Genomic DNA, 15964 nt, shown 5'->3' with positions numbered 1-15964 from the left:
CCGGATGGCCCGGCGGAAGCCCGGTGTGCCAGGATCTGCGCTGACCAGCTGATCTTCCCAGCGATGGAGCGTACCCCCATGGAGCCGACCCGCCCGCGATGGACCGTTCCCTCCCTGGCGGTGTTCGCGGCGGGCGGGCTGCTCGTCGCGGTCCCGGCGCCCGCCGGGGCCGCCGGGGGCACCGGGAACAGGGCCGGTGCCGTCTACTACGTCGACTCCAAGGCGGGGGACGACTCGGCGCCGGGCACCTCGGAGGCGAAGGCGTGGCGCTCGCTGGACAACGTCAACACCACCAGGCTGCGCCCCGGCGACGTCGTGCGGCTCAAACGGGGCGGCAGCTGGAACGGGCCGCTGACCCTCGACACCAAGGGCACCGCCTCCCGGCCGGTCTCCGTCGAGCCGTACGGCAAGGGCCCCGCCCCGAAGATCGGCGGCACCGAGGCGGACTGCGTGGTGATCAGCGGCTCCTACGTGCGGGTCACCGGGGTGCGCGCGAGCAACTGCCAGTGGGCCGGGTTCGCGGTGGCGGGCGACCGCAACGAGCTGGACGGAGTGCTGGCCGACCGCAACGTCAGCGGCGTGCACGTCATGGGCGCCCACAACGTCGTCAAGAACAGCGTGCTGACCCGCAACGACCGGATGAGCGTCAACGACGAGGGCGGCGACAACGACTCCGGCGCCTTCGGCGTGCTGCTCAACGGGGACGACAACCTCGTCACCGGCAACGTGATCACCGGCAGCTACGCGGCCAGCCACGACTACGTCACCGACGGCGCGGCCGTCGAGGTGTTCAACGGCGATCGCAACCGGGTCACCCGGAACATCGCCCGCGACAACGAGACCTTCGTCGAGCTGGGGGCGGAGAAGGGCAAGACCGCCACCGGGAACGTGTTCGCCGGCAACGTGGTGACCTCCTCCCGCAAGCGGGGCTCCTTCCTGGTCACCCGTGGCGCCCGCCACGCGGTCGGCCCGGTGCTCGGCACCGTCGCGGTGCAGAACTCCGTCTACCTGCCCGCCCGCGACACCATCGGCTGGTCCTGCCACGACGGCTGCTCGCCCGCCATCCTCAAGCTGCGCAACAACGTCATCGTGGTCGGCGGCGAGATGGGGTTCGAGGACGGCAAGGGCGCCGACGAGGGCGGCAGCGTCTACCAGGGCAGGTCCCGGAGGTTCCGGCTCGGCCCGAAGTCCGTGGTGGCCGACCCCCTCTTCCGCAGCGACGACGACCTGCGCCTGCGCCCCGGCTCCCCGGCGCTGGGCCGGGGCCTTCGGCTCGGCTCGGAGTGGTACGGCGGCACCCCGATCCGCGATCTGGCGGGCAATCCGATGCCCGTGACCCCGGACGCGGGCGCCTACCAGAGCTAAGCTTTCCGCACTTAAGGTCTTATCCTGGACATCTCCCCGGAACCTTCGTGAAACCTGTCTAAGACACCCTGTGTCCAGAGAGAGGTGATCGACGATGATGCTGCGGCTGAGAGTGTCCTTCCCCGACAGACCCGGCGCCCTGGGCCAGGTGGCCCGGGTGCTCGGCACGCTGGGCGCCGACATTCTCCAATTGACGGTGCTGGAACGCGAGGCGGGGCGGGTCGTGGACGACTTCACCCTCTCCTGGCCCGGGACATTCGACGCCGAGGGTTTCCGGGACCGTCTGTCGGCGGTCCCCGGCATCCGCGTCGAGGCCGTCTGGCCCACCCGTGAGATCCCCGGGGCCGCTCCCGACTACGACCTGCTCAGGCATGTCGTCTCGGATCCGGGACGGGCCCTGGCCACCCTGGTCGACGCCATACCCGACCTGGTGAGCGCCGAGTGGGCGGTCGCCGTCTCCACCGAGAGCGGCGAACTCGTCCACCGCAGCTGGCAGGCTCCGCACTCCCTCGACGAGGACGGGGGCCTGTCCGGGGTGCGGGCGGCGGACCTCACGTCCCTGCGTCCCGCGGCCCTCAGCGCGGGCCGCCACCGCTTCATGAGCCTTCCGGTCCCCGGCGCGAGTCTCCACCTGGTCCTCGCCCGCACGGAGGGGCCGTCGTTCCACCGGGCCGAGCTGGACCGCGCGATCCGGGTCGTGGAGATCGTCTCCATCCTCGGCCGCTGAGAGCCGCGCGGGCCGGCACGCGTCCCGCAGGTGGCACGCGTCCCGCACGGTGGCGTGCGGTGGCGTGCGGGGGCGCGCCGGAGCTTTCGCGCGCAGGCACGCCGAAGCGATCCGAGGTTCCTTCTGCGGTCCCGGGCCGCATGCCGGGCCCCCTGCGAGGCGGGGCGTCCCACAACCGTCGTGGCCCCGCCGGGGGCCGTTCCGGAGGGCGTCTCCGGAGGTCCGGCGGCGCCGGCGGTACGGGGCTCTCGGCGGCGCGGTGAACTCGGCGGACCGGCGGTCTCAGCGGTGCGGCGGGTCGATCCGGGAGCCGTCGAGGGCGAAGAGCATCAGACGGCTGGTGTCGACTCCCACGCGGGCGGCCTCACCGGCCCGCCAGACGGGCCGCGCGCCGAGGCGGACGATGAGATCGGCCCGGCGGTGGGTGCCGCCGACCTGCTCCTGCTGCTGCTCCGGCTCGGCCCGTGAGGAGCCGCCCGGCAGCAGGCGGCGGAGAGCGGCCATGGCCCGGCCGCCACCGGAGGCCGCCAGGTTGTGCGCGTTGTGGCGGGGGTCCGGGGGCTCGGGGACGGCCACGGACTGGACGCCGCTCTCGACGTAGGCCAGCCATTCGTGGCCGTGATACTCCAGCGCCCGGACGCGGCCGAAGAAGACGGGTCCCTCGAAGGTCTCGGGCACCGGGGCGAGACAGTCGGGCCGCAGGCCGATGATGATCTGGCGACCGACGTGCTGGGAGATCGCGTAGGCCCTGGGATCGGTCCAAGGAACGGTGATCTGGTGCGGGCCGAAGTCCAGCAGGATGAACTGGTTCTGCGGGGTGCGCACGGTCGCGGCCAGCAGGTTGAGCTGCTGGGAGCTGAGGAAGGCGGCGGTGAACGCGGTGGCCGGGTCGTTGTAGACCTGGCCCGGGGTGCCGAGGTCCTGGAGCACGCCGCGGTTCATGATGGCGATGCGGTCGGCCAGGGTCAGGGCCTCCACCTGGTCGTGGGTGACGTAGATCGTGGTCACGCCGAGCGACCGGACCAGTGAGGAGATCTCCATGCGCATCTCGGTGCGCATGCCCGCGTCGAGGTTGGACAGCGGTTCGTCCATCAGGAAGAGGGAGGGCTGGCGGACGATCGCCCGGCCCATCGCGACGCGCTGGCGCTGACCGCCGGAGAGCGTTCCAGGACGGCGTTCGAGGGTGTCGTCGATGTGCAGCGCCTTCGAAAGCTCGGTCACCCGTTCCCTGACAAGTGAGGGGTCGGCCTTGGCGATCTCGAGCGGAAAGGCCATGTTGCCGCGTACCGTGCGGTGCGGATAGAGCGCGCCGTTCTGGAAGACCATGGCGACGTCGCGGTCACGGGGCGGCAGGTCGTTGGCGAGGCTGCCGCCCAGCCACAGGTCCCCCGAGGTGATCTCCTCCAGTCCCGCGACCATCCGGAGCAACGTGGACTTTCCGCATCCGGAAGGTCCGAGCAGGACGAGGAACTCCCCGTTTTCGGCGCGCAGGCTGATGCGGTCGACCGCCAGGTACCCCCCGGGGTAGACCTTTGTCACATTGTCGAGGACGACGGTACTCATGCGCGCTCGTTCCTCCCGGACTCCGCCGCCCGGATCCAGCCGTGTGATTGATGAGGTAGTACATCGTGACACTTGCCTGTGTGTCCATAGATGTCATCAGAAATCGCGCATCTACTGATCACTTCTCCACCATCCGTGAGCAGCTGAACAACAAGATGACAGGGTTCAGGTGCTGATCGTGACAGTGGGCCCAGGGTGTTACAGTTTGCGAAAAGTTTCGGGAGTGACTTTCACTCCGGGGCCCGGCGTGCTCTGCCTTGCGCCCCGCCCGGCCACGTGGTGGGGTGCATTTGATGGACGGTGAACTGACGCGGATCTCCCGGCCTCGCCCCGACGGCGCGGGCATCAGGCTGACCGACATCGCCGCGCAGGCGGGGGTGAGCGAGGCCACCGTCAGCCGGGTGCTGAACGGCAGGCCGGGCGTGTCCGTGGTCACCAGGCAGGCGGTGCTGGCGGCGCTGGACGTGCTGGGCTACGAGCGCCCGCAGCGTTCGCGCCAGCGCAGCAACGGGCTGGTCGCGCTGGTGACCCCCGAGCTGGACAACCCGATCTTCCCCGCCTTCGCCCAGGCGATCGAGAAGGCGCTGACCCAGCACGGCTACACCCCGGTGCTGTGCACCCAGCTGCCCGGCGGCGCGCGGGAGGACGAGTTCACCGAGCTGCTGATGGACAGGGGGGTCAGCGGCATCGTCTTCGTCTCCGGGCTGCACGCCGACACCACGGCGAACGTGGAGCGTTACACCCGCCTGGTCGACCGGGGGCTGCCGATCGTCCTGCTCGACGGCTACAGCGACCGGATCGACGCGCCGTTCATCTCGCCGGACGACCGGGCGGCGGCGCGGCTGGCGGTGCAGCACCTGGTGGATCTCGGGCACGAGCGGATCGGCATGGCCCTCGGGCCGCGCCGGTTCGTGCCGGTGATCCGCAAGATCGAGGGTTACCGGCAGGCGATGGCGCAGCTGCTGGGGGCCACGGAGATCGACGAGCTGCTCTCGCACTCGCTGTTCTCGGTCGAGGGCGGCCAGGCGGCCGCGGCGCGGCTGCTGGAGCGGGGGTGCACGGGGATCGTGTGCGCCTCGGACCTGATGGCGCTGGGGGCGATCAGGGCCTGCCGGGACCGGGGTCTCTCCGTGCCGGCCGACGTCTCGGTCGTGGGGTTCGACGACTCACCGCTGATCGCCTTCACCGATCCGCCGCTGACCACCGTCCGCAAGCCCATCGGGGCGATGGCCTCGGCCGCCGTGGCCACCCTGCTGGAGGAGATCAACGGGACCGGGGGCAGGCACGTCGAGCTGATGTTCCAGCCCGAGCTGGTCGTGCGCCGCTCGACCGGCTCGGGCCCGCTCGTGAACCGTTAGCGCCCCGGCCGGGATCGGTGTAGTCGCTCGATTACCCTGGGTTGTCATGGGGGCATCGGAGCAGGGGAACATCACAAGCCTCGTTCCCGCGCGGATCGACCGGCTGCCGTGGTCGCGGTTCCACACCAAGATGGTGGTCGCGCTCGGCGTGGCCTGGGTGCTGGACGGAATGGAGATCACGATCTCCAGCGCCGTCGGCGACGTCCTGCGGGAGACCCGGACCCTGGGGCTGACCTCGGCGCAGGTGGGGCTGGCCGCGACCGTCTACCTGCTCGGAGAGGTCGCCGGCGCGCTGGTGTTCGGGCGGCTGTCCGACAGGCTGGGGCGGCGCAGGCTCTTCATCTTCACGCTCGGCGTCTATCTCGTCGCCAACGGCCTGACCGCGCTCTCCTTCAGCTACTGGTGGCTGCTGCTGTTCCGGTTCGTCGCCGGGACCGGCATCGGCGGGGAGTACGCCGCGATCCACTCGGCCATCGACGAGCTGATCCCGGCGAGATACCGGGGCCGGGTCGACCTGGCGGTCAGCGGAACCTACTGGCTCGGCGCGATGATCGGCACCGCGTCCACCTACATCCTGCTCGACCCCCGGCTGCTGCCGGTGAACCTGGGCTGGCGGCTGGGCCTGATCATCGGCCCGCTGCTCGGCCTGGCGATCTGGGGGCTGCGGCGGCACCTGCCGGAGAGCCCGCGCTGGCTGGTCATGCACGGCAGGGAGAGGGAGGCGGAGGAGGCGGTCGCGGTGATCGAGGAGCACGTGCTCGCCTCGGGACACGAGCCGCCGCCGATCGACCCGGCCAGGGCCATCGAGATCCGGCCGCACGGGACGGTCTCCTACCGCGACGTGCTGCGAGTGATCGTCAGGGACTACCCGAAGCGCTCCGTCCTCGGCGCCACCCTGATGATCAGCCAGTCCTTCCTCTACAACGCGATCTTCTTCACCTACGTGCTGGTGCTCTCGCAGTTCTACGGCGTGAGCGCCTCGGACGCCTCGAAGTACCTGTTCCTGTTCGCCCTGGGCAACCTGCTCGGCCCGTTCGTGCTCGGCCACCTCTTCGACACCGTCGGCCGCAAGCCGATGATCTCCTCCACGTACGTCGTCTCCGGTCTCCTGCTGGCGGTGACCGGCTGGCTGTTCAAGGAGGGCGTGCTGACCGCGACCACCCAGACGCTGCTGTGGGCGGTCATCTTCTTCATCGCCTCCGCGGCGGCCAGTTCCGGCTACCTCACCGTCAGTGAGCTGTTCCCGCTGGAGATCCGGGCCCTGGCGATCGCGGTGTTCTTCGCGATCGCCCAGACCTTCGGCGCGCTGGGCCCGGTTCTCTTCGGCGCCCTGATCGGCGACCAGCGGCACCCGGACCCGACGAGGCTGTTCTACGGCTACCTGTTCGCCGCCGCCATGATGGTGGCCGCGGGGATCGTCACGATCTTCCTGGGGGTCAGGGCCGAGCGCACCTCGCTGGAGGACGTCGCCCCGCCGCTGTCGGCGGTCAAGGCGGCCTAGCTCCGCCGTTTTCACCGTGTTCCCGGTGCTCACGTCCCCTCGCGTCCCCCGGCGTCCCCTCGCGTCCCTCGGCTCTCAAGCCCGGAGACGGACCGCGCGAGGCGGGCCGGGGGCGGGGTCGCCGAAACTGTTAAGAATCTTTCCAGCGGGAATTGTTAAGAAACTTGACAAAAGGAAGCGCTGATCCAACCATTGGTCACACGCGGATCCGCACCCTGTTTCATCCAGTTCGTACAGCTCTCCGTTGAAGCACGCATCGGCAGTGGCGACCGTCCGGCCGATGTGCCACCCCCCCTCCGGCCGGGACCCGAGTGATCCCCGCCTGACTTCTGTTACGGGAGTCTTCATGCGACTACGCACGACGTTGCGCGCCGGTCTGGCGACGCTCGTCACCGCCGCCACGGCGTTCGGCTTCACCGTGGTGAACAGCACCGCCGCGCAGGCGGCACCCCTGCCCAGCCGCGTCTTCGCCCCCTACTTCGAGGCGTGGACCGGTGACGACCCGGCGACGCTCTCCCAGCAGTCCGGTGCGAAGTACCTGACCATGGCGTTCCTCCAGGCCGCGACCAAGGGGTCGTGCACCGCCTACTGGAACGGCGACACCAGCATGCCGATCTCCTCCTCGACGTTCGGCGCGTCCATCAACAAGATCCGGGCCGCGGGCGGCGACGTCATCCCGTCCTTCGGCGGCTACACGGCCGACAACACCGGCACCGAGATCGCCGACAGCTGCACCAACGTCAACTCGATCGCCACCGTCTTCGAGAACGTCATCAACACCTACGGCGTCACCCGGATCGACCTCGACATCGAGGACAACTCGCTGAACAACAGCGCCGGGATCGACCGCCGCAACAAGGCGATCAAGCAGGTCCAGGACTGGGCCGCGGCCAACGGCAAGACCGTCCAGTTCTCCTACACGCTGCCGACGACGACCAGCGGCCTCGCCGACAGCGGCCTGGCCGTGCTGCGGAACGCGGTCTCCAACAACGCCAAGATCGACGTCGTCAACCTCATGACGTTCGACTACTACGACAACGCCAGCCACAACATGGCCACCGACACGCAGACCGCGGCGACCGGCCTGCACGACCAGCTGGCGCAGCTCTACCCGAGCAAGACGTCGACCCAGCTGTGGAACATGATCGGCGTCACCGAGATGATCGGCATCGACGACTTCGGTCCCGCCGAGACGTTCAAGACCGCCGACGCCGCCCCGGTCCTGAACTGGGCGACGAGCAAGGGTCTCGCCTTCCTGTCGTTCTGGGCGCTCCAGCGCGACAACGGCGGCTGCCCCGGAACCGGCGGTCGGGACGACTGCTCGGGCATCGAGCAGAGCACCTGGTACTTCAGCCAGGCGTTCGCCCCGTTCACCAGCGGCCAGACCCCGGCCAACGACTTCTCGGTGGCGGTCTCCCCGTCGTCGGGTTCGGTGGACCCGGGCGCGACGGCGACGACGACGGTGAACACCGCGGTCGTCAGTGGTTCGGCGCAGACGGTCAACCTCACCGCGACGGGTCTGCCGTCGGGTGTGACGGCGACGTTCAACCCCGCCTCGGTCACCGCGGGCGGTAACTCGACGCTGCAGCTGGCCACGACCTCGGCCGCGGCGCCGGGCACCTACGCCGTCACCGTGACGGGCACGGCGGCCTCGGGCACCCACACCGCGACCTACAACCTCAAGATCAACGGCACGCCGGGCAGTGACTTCTCGCTGGCGCTGTCTCCGTCGTCGGGTTCGGTGGACGCGGGTGCGACGGCGACGACGACGGTGAACACCGCGGTCGTCAGCGGTTCGGCGCAGACGGTCAACCTCACCGCGACGGGTCTGCCGTCGGGTGTGACGGCGACGTTCAACCCCGCCTCGGTCACTGCGGGCGGTAACTCGACGCTGCAGCTGGCAACGACCTCGGCCGCGGCGCCGGGCACCTACGCCGTCACCGTGACGGGCACGGCGCCCTCGGGCACCCACACCGCGACCTACAACCTCACGATCAACGGCACCCCCGGCGGCACGGTGGCCAACCCGGGCTTCGAGTCCGGCGGCCTCAGCCCCTGGACCTGCCAGTCGGGCAGCGCGGTGACCGGTACGCCGGCCCACTCCGGCACCCACTCGCTGCAGGTCGCCGCGACGGGCAGCCAGACGGGTGAGTGCAGCCAGTCGGTGACCCTGGCCCCCAACCGCAGCTACACGCTGAAGGCCTGGGTCCAGGGCAACTTCGCCTTCCTCAACGTCTCCGGCGGTGCCACCGGCAGCACCTGGACCTCCTCCAACGGCTGGAGCCAGGTGTCGCTGACCTTCACCACCGGATCCTCCGGAACGGTGAAGATCGCCGTCCACGGCTGGTACGGCCAGGGCAACGTCTACGCCGACGACTTCACCATCGCCTGACGGAAGCCGCCACCCGGCGGAACCGGCACGACAAGAGGCAGGGGCCGCCGCACCCGATCCGGTGCGGCGGCCCCTGTCGCGTCCCGCCGGGCCCTCCCCTCTCACGCCGGGGCGCGGGGCGGGCCGGGAACCGGTGGGTCCGGGAGCCGGGGGCGGGGAACGCGGTGGCCGCTCTCCCCGCCCCGCCCTGGACCCGGGTCAGGACTTGGCCAGCCGGGCGAGGAGGAGCTGGGCGGACTCGCGGTACCCGGCCACGTTGCGCAGCTTGACGTGCTCGTAGCCCCAGAGCACGTCAATTTTGAGAGCGCGCTGGTCAGAGGTTCGATCTAGCCTCTGACCAGCAGTTATGCAACACGTCATCTGTCAGCGTGAGTCACCGTGAACCAGCGTTTTTCAAGATCGTTGCGCACGAGATGCGCACGATCATGAAACGGTGGATCACCGCGCCGGGTAGACAGATGGCCAGACCGATATCCACCAAGGGGTAGACCGCATATCGGGCATCACGTAAAGTCGCGACATCCGGCTGTGACGGGGAGTCGCCCTCGCCTCACAGCCAAGCAAGGGCCCCTGCTCTATTCCAGAGCAGGGGCCCTTGCCCTACTCCACCCGGATCTCCGCCGCATCCCCGGGGAGCACCTCGGGCTCCCGGCCGGGCCGCTCCACCACCAGAACCCACACACCCTCGGCGAGCTCCAGCGTCGCCTGCTCCGCCTCGCTCGCCGGCCGCGCGGTGATCCGCATCCCCGGCTCCATCTCCACCACGCTCACCTCCAGCGCCCGGACAAACGTCCCCCGGCCGGGGACCGTGCGCACCAGGCCGAGCTCGGCGAGGTGGCCGATCGCCCGCCGGATCGTATCCCGTGCCACCCCGAACTCCTGCTGCAGATGCACCTCGGACGGCAAAGGGCGCCGCGGCCGGAACCGGCCCGCCTGGATGTCGTCCCGGATGGCGGCGGCCACCTGGCGGTAGACCGGGACCTCGGATTGATGATCGATCTCGCGCACGGGGCGACCGTATGGGGGAGTCGAGTTGCCCCTACCTATGCATACCGGTCTACAGCGTGCCCTAGACAGGTGTATAGACAGGTTGCCGTCCTGATCGGGTTTCGCTCGGTCTGCGACAACCGGCACACGACGTCAAGGGTCCACTCTCCGCCCTCAGATTCTCACCAGGAGTCACTATGCGGAGAACCGCCCCCCTCGTCCTGATCGCTCTGCTTGCCGGATGCTCCAGAGCGCCGGCCGTCGCGTCAGCCACCTCGCCCACCGTCCCCCTCGAGCAGCCCACCTCGGCCAGCTCGCCGACGCCGACGCCGAGCGAGACGGTTCTGACTCCGCAAGAGATCGACTACCTCAAGGCCCTCGGAAACAAGCCCGACGTGAACGGGACGATCACCTTCGACCCGTCGCTCCTTCAGGAAGGGCGTGTGGCCTGCGGTCAGGACGACGAGACCGAAGGCGACTACAGCTCCAGCTACGACTTCACTGGGCCGCCGACCCTGGACGCGATCATCGAGAACGACCTGGACGACGACGAGGACTACGGGGCAGCCATCAAGCATCTGTGCCCGAAGTACCTGCCCCTCCTGCAGAAAGCGAAGGGAGGATTCGCAGACGGCACCTACGAAGTCGGCAAGGACATCAAGCCCGGCACCTACCGGACCACGCCGGGCCGAGTGACCGACTGCTACTGGGAGCGCTCGACAGGCGGCGGCGCGACCATCGCCAACGACTTCGTGAAGAACGCGCCTCGAGGGGTGACGGTGACGCTGGGGAGGGGAGAGGGGTTCACCAGCGAGGGGTGCGGTAACTGGATGCGCGCCTGACCCATCACGCGCAGGCGGGGCAGGCCGTCGCCGTCATCCGGCGGGACTCCTGGTCGATGTGCGATACGGTCCGCGCGCCGAGGCAGTACCGGCACGGCAGCACGGCCGCCACCGCCGGATCACTCCACACCCGGTGCTCCCATGCGGCCGGCCGGGGCGGCGGCTCCCGGTCGCCGCCGCGTTCGGCGGGCTCGTGCTCGCCCCCGACCTGGCCGCGACCGCCGCAGAATCGGCACGCCAGGAACAGGCCGCCGAGCTGCTGCCCGCGGCGGCCTTCGCACTCCGGGCAGGCGATGGGGTCGGTCATGACCGACCCGTCCCCTGACAGGCCCCGCAGGGCACCCATACCGACTGCTTCGGGCCGGTGCCGTTGCGATCGACCCATTCGCCCTGCGCCCCCATGCAGGTGTCGCAGATCGGTTTCTCGTCCTCAGTCATGGCCTGACCGTACGTCGGGAGGCGGCGGCCGTCATGCGAAAGGCCCCGGCCGAAGCCGGGGCCTTCAGAGAAAGCCCTGCAGTGAGCGGGGGCCTTCAGGTGATCGTGTAGTCGTAGGACTTCCATCGCGTCTCGGAAGCGACGTACTCGCCGTACTCGACGACATTTCCGTCCGAGTCATAGATCCAATTCCGGCCCTTCAGCACTGGAGCCCCGACTTCGATGTCCAGATCTGCTGCTTCCTGCTCGGTGGCTGCCGCTGCACGCAGCTGATCGCGGCCCGATGCCAGCGTGCGCCCGGTCGTTTCCTCGATGTACGCCGGTGTGCCCTGCACGAGTCGGCCAGTCTCCAGCAGGCTCGGAGCGACCTCCGCCAGCGCGCCATCGAACCATGACGTGCTCGCCGAGATAGGCGTGTCCCCTCGGTATGTCACCCGGTGCCGTCGGATCGCGGGTACGCCAGCCTCGATGCCGAGCGCGTCAGCGACTTGTGCTGGGGCGGGGGCGAGTTCGGCGGCGGTGATGCGGGCGTGCTCGGTGGGCGGGTAGATGCGACCGGTGCGCCGTATGGACATGACGCGGTCGCGGGGAGTCTGGATGGACTCAGCCTCGCTGACGACCGTTCCCCGCCCGGGGACGGCGACGACCAAGCCCTCTGCTCGAAGTGAAGTAATTACCTTGCTGGCGGTGGCCATGGCCACATTCCAGTCCTTCATGATCTGGCGGGTGGAGGGAACCGAGTCTCCCCCCTTGAGCTCGCCGGAAATGATCTGGCTTCGAATGTGTCGGACGATCTGAATGTACGGCGGGTCAGAGCGGGTGACCTCGGGCGACATTCCCGGCCCTCCTATCTAAATCGGACAGCGCACTAGTACACATCCAGGTTAGACGCTGAAGCATTCGTACGGGAAATCGGGGTGACCCGCTAGACGGCGCTCTAGTGCGCATGTACCGTCTGCACTAGAGCGGTCCTGGGGGGTGGTCAAACGCCATCTGCTGGGCCGCCTAGTCCTTGCCCGCCCTATGTCCGATTCCGATTTGGAGGTGTTTTGTGCGCGCTTACCCCGTCGCCCAGTCCCCGCTGATGCGGGTCCCTGAGGTCGCCGAACTGTGCGAGGTCGACGAGGAGACCGTCAGGGTCTGGGTGCGTGAGGGGAAGCTCGCGGCCCGCCGGAACCCGGGCGGGCGAGTGCTCATCTTCCGCCGAGCCGACGTGTACACCCTGCTGGGTCTGCCGACCATTCCCGCCCAGAACGAGAACGGGCCCGCCGGTGCAGCCACACCGGACGAGCCCTGATCCCTGCTCTGCCCTAACAGGAGGAATCGTGCTCCACCCTACTCTCACCCCGGCTTGTCAGCCGTGGTGCACCGATCACCAGCACGCCGCCCATCCCGAAGACGGCTTCTGTCGCCGCCGGGCGGCCGTCCCCTTCGCCGACGTTTACCTGAGTGACACCGACGACGGCCCCAGGCTCTTCGCCCACGGCTCGGTGGTCACCCTCGACGAGCTGACCCTCGACCAGGCGGAGGCCCGTTTCCGTGCGGGACTGGAGCTGGTCGCTGCGGCCAGGACGGCGGTGGCGGCATGAGCGCCTTCTTCGGCCGGTACCACGGCACCGGCAAGGTCCAGCGCACGCCGTCGGGCGAGCCGAAGAGCGTCTGGAAGGCCTACGACCGGATCCTCGACGAGGACTCCCACTGCGAGCACGGCGTCCGCACCAACGCTAAGACCCCGTGCGCCAAGTGTCGGGCCAGAGGTGCGAAGTGACCGCCCGCTGCCCGGCCTGGTGCGAGGGCCACACCGACACCAGTAACCGTCACGCCCACACCGTCGCCGAACTCGACAACGGCAGCATCCCCACCACCGTACGGGTTCTCATCGCTTCCACCCTGAAAGGTCCCCGCGTCGCCATCTCCTCCCCAGGGGCCGGCGCCGCGTTCCTGGAAGCCGAAGAGGCCAAACAGTTCGGCCAGATACTGATCAGCCGTGGCCTCGACCCCGAACTCGGCCAGGCCCTCGTTGCCGCCGCCGCGTTGCTCGGGGAGGCGTGATGGCGCGCTTCACGTTCGACACCGACTGCGGCCGCCGCACAGTGGTGGCCCTCGACGAGCAGACCGCCCGTACCCAGCTCGAGGCTCTGCTCTACCACCCCGACCCGGCCGGGTCCGGCAGCGAGCCGTACACCGCCGAGCAGGTCGAGCGGATCCGCCGGGAGCGCGCCGCGCGGGCCGCCGCCCTGCATCTGGTGACGGAGGAGAAGCGGTGACGCCCGCCGAGCGGCTCGCCGTCACCCTCACCGCACTCAACGCCCTGGACTCCGCGATGGTCCAGCCCTCCACCGCGCAGGACGACGACCAGGACGACTCCACCGACAGGAGCACTCGATGAGCCTGCCCACCTTCGAGGAGATGCGCCGCAACGCCTACCGGCTGCTCGGCGACGCCGAGGACGAGCTTCGGTCGGACTGGGCGCCCGGCTCCGAGCCCACCCACGCCCAGGCCCTTGCGCGGCGGGAGGCCATGCGGCTGATCGCCCGCGCCAAGGTCGCCCTCAACCGGGCCGCCCAGTGAGCCGGTCCCGGGCCGCGCGTCACCGCGGCCCGGGACCTCGATCCACGCCCCACCGAACAGCAGGAGAAGGACCGTGAAGAAGAACTCTAAGGCCGCGCTGAGCACCGACCGCGAGCCACCCCGAACCACCTCCAGCCGGGCGGCCGGCGACCGGCACATCCGGGGCTGGTCGATCGCGACGATCGTGATGGTCGCCGTCGTCGGTACAGCCATCTCCTCCTGGCACGCCTTCGAACTCGTCCGCGGCTCCGGCGAGCCCTGGCTGGTGGCTGCCGGATACCCGCTGCTGATCGACGGCGTGATCTTCATGGCGTCGATGGTCATCCTGATGTGCTCGCGTCGGCGCCTGCCCGCGCCATGGCTGGCCTGGGTGGCGCTGTTCGCCGGAGCCCTGGTCACCCTCGCGGTCAACGTGGCGCACGGCTGGAACGGCGGCATACTGTCTCGCCTGGTCAGCGCCATTCCGCCGCTGGCCGTGCTCGGCTCATACGAGTTGCTGATGCGGCAGATCCGCATGGCCGCCCTGTTGAACACCCCGGCGCCCGAAGCGGTGACCGAGACGGTCGACGAGGTGCCCGTCAGCCACCCCGAACCGGCCGTCGAGGAAGTGGCCGAACCGGCCGCCGCCCCGGCGCCGATCGCCCGCACGCTCGAGGCGGCGATCCTCGCGGCCCGTGCCGAGGGCGAGTCGATCCGCGGCCTGGCGCGGGCGTTCGACATCCCGCGCAGCCGGGTGGAGTCCATCCTGAAGGAGGCGGCACGCGACGGCGACGGGCCGGACTCCGAAAGCCAGGAGCACAAGGCCGCCGCGCCGGTGGCCGAGCCGACCTCGGTACCGTCCGCGGACGGCGCCAGCCGGTCCGACGTCGAGCGGCACGCCGAGCCCCCCGCGGATCCTGCCGACGAGGACGAGTACGACGCGTTCCCGCCGGTGCTCGCCCAGTACCCCATCGACCGGGAGACGCTTCTCCGCACCGGCCTGCCGGTGTCGGTCAACGGTCACGGCCCGGCGGGCGGTGCGTGATGGACACCACCTCCGAGATCGCGAACGTGCGCGCCGAGCTCGGCCGCGCCGACGGCAAGGCCGCGACTCTGGCCGGACTCGTCGGCACCGCGGTGAGCGTGGCCGTCGGCCTGGCCGCCGTCGGCGCTGGCCGCCTGGCCGCCCCGGTGCAGGCGGCGACCTGGATCACCATCGTCCTGCTGGCCGCCGCGCTGGTCATGCTGCTGCTGGCCATCCGGCCCGCCCTGGCCCGCCCCGGGGCAGGCGTCGGGTGGGCCGCCCACGCCGACAGCAGCCCCACGGTGCTGGCCACGACCAAGGCCGTCGACCACGCCCGCGCCCAGTACGCCGAGCTCGTCCACCTGTCGCAGCTCACCAGCACCAAGTACCGGCTCATCCGGCGCGCGGTGGACCTGCTGCTGGTCGCCCTGGCTGTGGCGATGGTCGCCGCTGTCCTGGCCTCCCTGCTGAAAGGAACCCTTTGATGAGTGAATCTTCGTCGCCCGGGTGGTCCGGGGAGATGCTGGACCGCCCGGAGATGGTGGAAGCGTTCTCCGGTCAGCTCCGGGCAGGCCTGACGGAGTACGTGGACTACGTGTCCCGGATCCGTAGGGATGCCGAAGCGATGTGGAGGGCGAACCCGCCGGCCGGGTACGGCTCGTTCGAGGCGTGGTGGCGGCACTACAGGGTCACCGCTCCGTTCGCCAAGCTCCAGGAGCACCTGGAGGAGGCGGTGAAGCTGACCTTCCAGCTCGCCGCCCAGCACCGCAGACAGCGCCACGAGATTCCCGCCGCCCGCGCCGAGGCCAGGCAGGCCGCCGCCGCCCAGCAGCAGGCGGCCCTCACCCGCGGCTCGGCTCCCGCTCGGCGGCCGGTGCCGAGGGCCGAACCCCGCGCACCGGCCCCGGCCCCGGCCCCGGCCGAGAAGGACTTTATGGAGCTCGTTCACGAGCGCCGCGACCGGACAGCGTGAGAGGAGCCCTGTGAGCCAGCGACCGATGAACTCTGCTGAGCGGCGTGCCTACAACCAGAGGCGGCACGCCGAGCAGCGCCAGGCGATGGTGGCCGACCGTGGCCCGCAGGGGATCGCCGAGCTCTGGTGGGACCAGGCTCGGAAGGTGGCCCGAGACCGCGGCGAGGAGGCATGGGCCGACCTTGCCCGGACGCTCAGCAACTACTGCCAGCGCCACAGCGAGTAGTCATGCCCGACGCCATGT

General features: G+C 70.0%; 21 protein-coding genes. 17 read left to right on the top strand and 4 right to left on the bottom strand.

The annotated features are described in order from the left end of the window. Positions 1 to 63 precede the first annotated feature (63 nt). Together AB0N02_RS10210 and AB0N02_RS10205 are read left to right on the top strand one after the other, a co-directional pair. The gene (locus AB0N02_RS10210) at positions 64 to 1365 is read left to right on the top strand and encodes a NosD domain-containing protein (protein ID WP_363944584.1); all 1302 of its coding nucleotides are present in this window, start codon (positions 64 to 66) and stop codon (positions 1363 to 1365) included. Positions 1366 to 1459: 94 nt separating this feature from the next. Next, complete coding sequence (locus AB0N02_RS10205; protein ID WP_363944582.1) at positions 1460 to 2092, top strand: amino acid-binding protein; 633 nt, start codon at positions 1460 to 1462, stop codon at positions 2090 to 2092. 282 nt (positions 2093 to 2374) lie between these two features. Here the strand turns inward: AB0N02_RS10205 and AB0N02_RS10200 are convergent, their stop codons facing one another. Then, positions 2375 to 3655 carry an ATP-binding cassette domain-containing protein gene (locus tag AB0N02_RS10200; protein ID WP_363944580.1) on the bottom strand — a complete coding sequence of 427 codons (1281 nt, stop codon included), beginning with the start codon at positions 3653 to 3655 and terminating at the stop codon, positions 2375 to 2377. Between the two features lie 293 nt (positions 3656 to 3948). On the opposite strand from AB0N02_RS10200, the gene AB0N02_RS10195 reads away from it, so the two are divergent. The 3 genes from AB0N02_RS10195 (at position 3949) to AB0N02_RS10185 (ending at position 8906) form a co-directional block, all read left to right on the top strand. Next, complete coding sequence (locus AB0N02_RS10195) at positions 3949 to 5013, top strand: LacI family DNA-binding transcriptional regulator (protein WP_363944578.1); 1065 nt, start codon at positions 3949 to 3951, stop codon at positions 5011 to 5013. 46 nt (positions 5014 to 5059) lie between these two features. After that, positions 5060 to 6514 carry an MFS transporter gene (locus AB0N02_RS10190; RefSeq protein WP_363944576.1) on the top strand — a complete coding sequence of 485 codons (1455 nt, stop codon included), beginning with the start codon at positions 5060 to 5062 and terminating at the stop codon, positions 6512 to 6514. 346 nt (positions 6515 to 6860) lie between these two features. Continuing rightward, positions 6861 to 8906, top strand: coding sequence for a glycosyl hydrolase family 18 protein (locus AB0N02_RS10185; protein ID WP_363944574.1), 2046 nt, complete (start codon positions 6861 to 6863; stop codon positions 8904 to 8906). Positions 8907 to 9506: 600 nt separating this feature from the next. Here AB0N02_RS10185 and AB0N02_RS10180 read toward each other — a convergent pair. Next, entirely contained in the window at positions 9507 to 9914 is a 408-nt protein-coding gene (locus AB0N02_RS10180) for a GntR family transcriptional regulator (RefSeq protein ID WP_363944572.1), read from the bottom strand. Between the two features lie 176 nt (positions 9915 to 10090). On the opposite strand from AB0N02_RS10180, the gene AB0N02_RS10175 reads away from it, so the two are divergent. Next, positions 10091 to 10735, top strand: coding sequence for a hypothetical protein (locus tag AB0N02_RS10175; protein ID WP_363944571.1), 645 nt, complete (start codon positions 10091 to 10093; stop codon positions 10733 to 10735). 4 nt (positions 10736 to 10739) lie between these two features. Here the strand turns inward: AB0N02_RS10175 and AB0N02_RS10170 are convergent, their stop codons facing one another. Together AB0N02_RS10170 and AB0N02_RS10165 are read right to left on the bottom strand one after the other, a co-directional pair. Continuing rightward, positions 10740 to 11081 carry a hypothetical protein gene (locus AB0N02_RS10170; protein ID WP_363944569.1) on the bottom strand — a complete coding sequence of 114 codons (342 nt, stop codon included), beginning with the start codon at positions 11079 to 11081 and terminating at the stop codon, positions 10740 to 10742. Between the two features lie 187 nt (positions 11082 to 11268). Beyond that, positions 11269 to 12009 carry a GntR family transcriptional regulator gene (locus tag AB0N02_RS10165; RefSeq protein WP_363944567.1) on the bottom strand — a complete coding sequence of 247 codons (741 nt, stop codon included), beginning with the start codon at positions 12007 to 12009 and terminating at the stop codon, positions 11269 to 11271. A gap of 215 nt (positions 12010 to 12224) precedes the next feature. Here AB0N02_RS10165 and AB0N02_RS10160 point away from each other — a divergent pair, with 215 nt between their 5' ends. From AB0N02_RS10160 to AB0N02_RS10110, 11 genes are all read left to right on the top strand, one after another. After that, positions 12225 to 12470 (top strand): helix-turn-helix domain-containing protein, encoded by a 246-nt coding sequence (locus tag AB0N02_RS10160; RefSeq protein ID WP_363944565.1) that lies wholly within the window; start codon positions 12225 to 12227, stop codon positions 12468 to 12470. Positions 12471 to 12498: 28 nt separating this feature from the next. Next, positions 12499 to 12762 carry a hypothetical protein gene (locus AB0N02_RS10155; protein ID WP_363944564.1) on the top strand — a complete coding sequence of 88 codons (264 nt, stop codon included), beginning with the start codon at positions 12499 to 12501 and terminating at the stop codon, positions 12760 to 12762. Beyond that, the gene (locus AB0N02_RS10150; protein ID WP_363944562.1) at positions 12759 to 12941 is read left to right on the top strand and encodes a hypothetical protein; all 183 of its coding nucleotides are present in this window, start codon (positions 12759 to 12761) and stop codon (positions 12939 to 12941) included. Before AB0N02_RS10155 ends, AB0N02_RS10150 begins: the two co-directional genes overlap by 4 nt. Beyond that, complete coding sequence (locus AB0N02_RS10145) at positions 12938 to 13225, top strand: hypothetical protein (protein ID WP_363944560.1); 288 nt, start codon at positions 12938 to 12940, stop codon at positions 13223 to 13225. Before AB0N02_RS10150 ends, AB0N02_RS10145 begins: the two co-directional genes overlap by 4 nt. Continuing rightward, a complete protein-coding gene (locus AB0N02_RS10140) occupies positions 13225 to 13440 on the top strand; it encodes a hypothetical protein (RefSeq protein WP_363944558.1) in 216 nt (71 codons plus the stop codon). The genes AB0N02_RS10145 and AB0N02_RS10140 overlap by 1 nt, the downstream gene beginning before the upstream one ends. Next, positions 13437 to 13562, top strand: coding sequence for a hypothetical protein (locus AB0N02_RS10135; protein ID WP_363944556.1), 126 nt, complete (start codon positions 13437 to 13439; stop codon positions 13560 to 13562). The genes AB0N02_RS10140 and AB0N02_RS10135 overlap by 4 nt, the downstream gene beginning before the upstream one ends. Then, positions 13559 to 13744, top strand: a complete 186-nt coding sequence (locus AB0N02_RS10130) for a hypothetical protein (protein WP_363944554.1) — start codon at positions 13559 to 13561, stop codon at positions 13742 to 13744. Before AB0N02_RS10135 ends, AB0N02_RS10130 begins: the two co-directional genes overlap by 4 nt. Before the next feature lie 73 nt (positions 13745 to 13817). Continuing rightward, the gene (locus AB0N02_RS10125; protein WP_363944552.1) at positions 13818 to 14768 is read left to right on the top strand and encodes a DUF2637 domain-containing protein; all 951 of its coding nucleotides are present in this window, start codon (positions 13818 to 13820) and stop codon (positions 14766 to 14768) included. After that, on the top strand, positions 14768 to 15232 hold the full coding sequence (locus tag AB0N02_RS10120) for a Pycsar system effector family protein (protein WP_363944550.1): 465 nt from the start codon (positions 14768 to 14770) through the stop codon (positions 15230 to 15232). Before AB0N02_RS10125 ends, AB0N02_RS10120 begins: the two co-directional genes overlap by 1 nt. Then, positions 15232 to 15720 (top strand): hypothetical protein, encoded by a 489-nt coding sequence (locus AB0N02_RS10115; RefSeq protein ID WP_363944549.1) that lies wholly within the window; start codon positions 15232 to 15234, stop codon positions 15718 to 15720. Before AB0N02_RS10120 ends, AB0N02_RS10115 begins: the two co-directional genes overlap by 1 nt. Positions 15721 to 15730: 10 nt before the next feature. After that, positions 15731 to 15946, top strand: a complete 216-nt coding sequence (locus AB0N02_RS10110; RefSeq protein ID WP_363944547.1) for a hypothetical protein — start codon at positions 15731 to 15733, stop codon at positions 15944 to 15946. Positions 15947 to 15964: the final 18 nt, after the last annotated feature.

It is taken from the genome of Streptosporangium sp. NPDC051022, from assembly GCF_040683035.1.
GTDB lineage: Bacteria > Actinomycetota > Actinomycetes > Streptosporangiales > Streptosporangiaceae > Streptosporangium.
The sequence above is the reverse complement of the archived record's forward strand: the minus strand, read 5'-3'. Positions and strand labels throughout refer to the sequence as shown.